The organism is Oleiphilus sp. HI0043, assembly GCF_001634935.1.
On sequence record NZ_LWEY01000518.1, the window covers coordinates 1 to 665 of the forward strand.

Annotated in this window: 1 protein-coding gene; it reads right to left on the minus strand. The window is 48.4% G+C overall.

Annotated elements, in window-relative coordinates; genetic code table 11:
* Nucleotides 1–665, minus strand: a 665-nt coding sequence (locus tag A3729_RS06415) for a capsule assembly Wzi family protein (protein ID WP_231877363.1), incomplete at both ends; no start/stop codon positions are given.

The window sequence follows — 665 nt, forward strand, 5'->3', positions numbered from 1 at the left end:
CACCCAGCGTATCAGTCAATGCAAAGCCATAACGTACATCGAAGCCAGCCAACTGATTCCCCGCTTGCTTGGCTGTATTTTCACCCTGCGAAGTAAGCGACTTCCAGAAGGTAGACAAGTCTTCATCACGCCCTTCTCCACCCCACTGCATCGCACGGGACATACCAAATTCAAGACCTTTCAACGGCCTAAAGGTAAAACGCATGCCAGTAAGTTTTGCCTCAGGTATTGTACGCTCACTTTCTAGCTGACCAATATAAGATACAAATTGCCACTCTCCTAACCAAGAAAGCAATGGTGTTTCAAAGGTTTGCCCCTGCTTGGTTCTTAAGAATACGCTCGGCACCGGCTCGGCATTATTTGTCAGGATCAAACTCGACTGAGAACCCGCGCCCCACCATTGATCGACTGCGCCAACACCCAATACCCAGTTGCCATCACGACCGCCCAGCACGCCAGCCAAATAGGAGCCATAAAAGTCTGTCTGGACGGCATCATCACCAGGGTCTGTCATGACATTAGCTTGAAGCCTGAAGGCAAAGCTTTCACTATCACCTTCCATTGTTTTATGGATCTCTCCTTTTTCTTGCTGGAAAGAACCAAAATCTCTTAATAATGGCCTAGCACTGCCCGCTGTCACTTCAAGGCTTTTTTTAATACCGGAC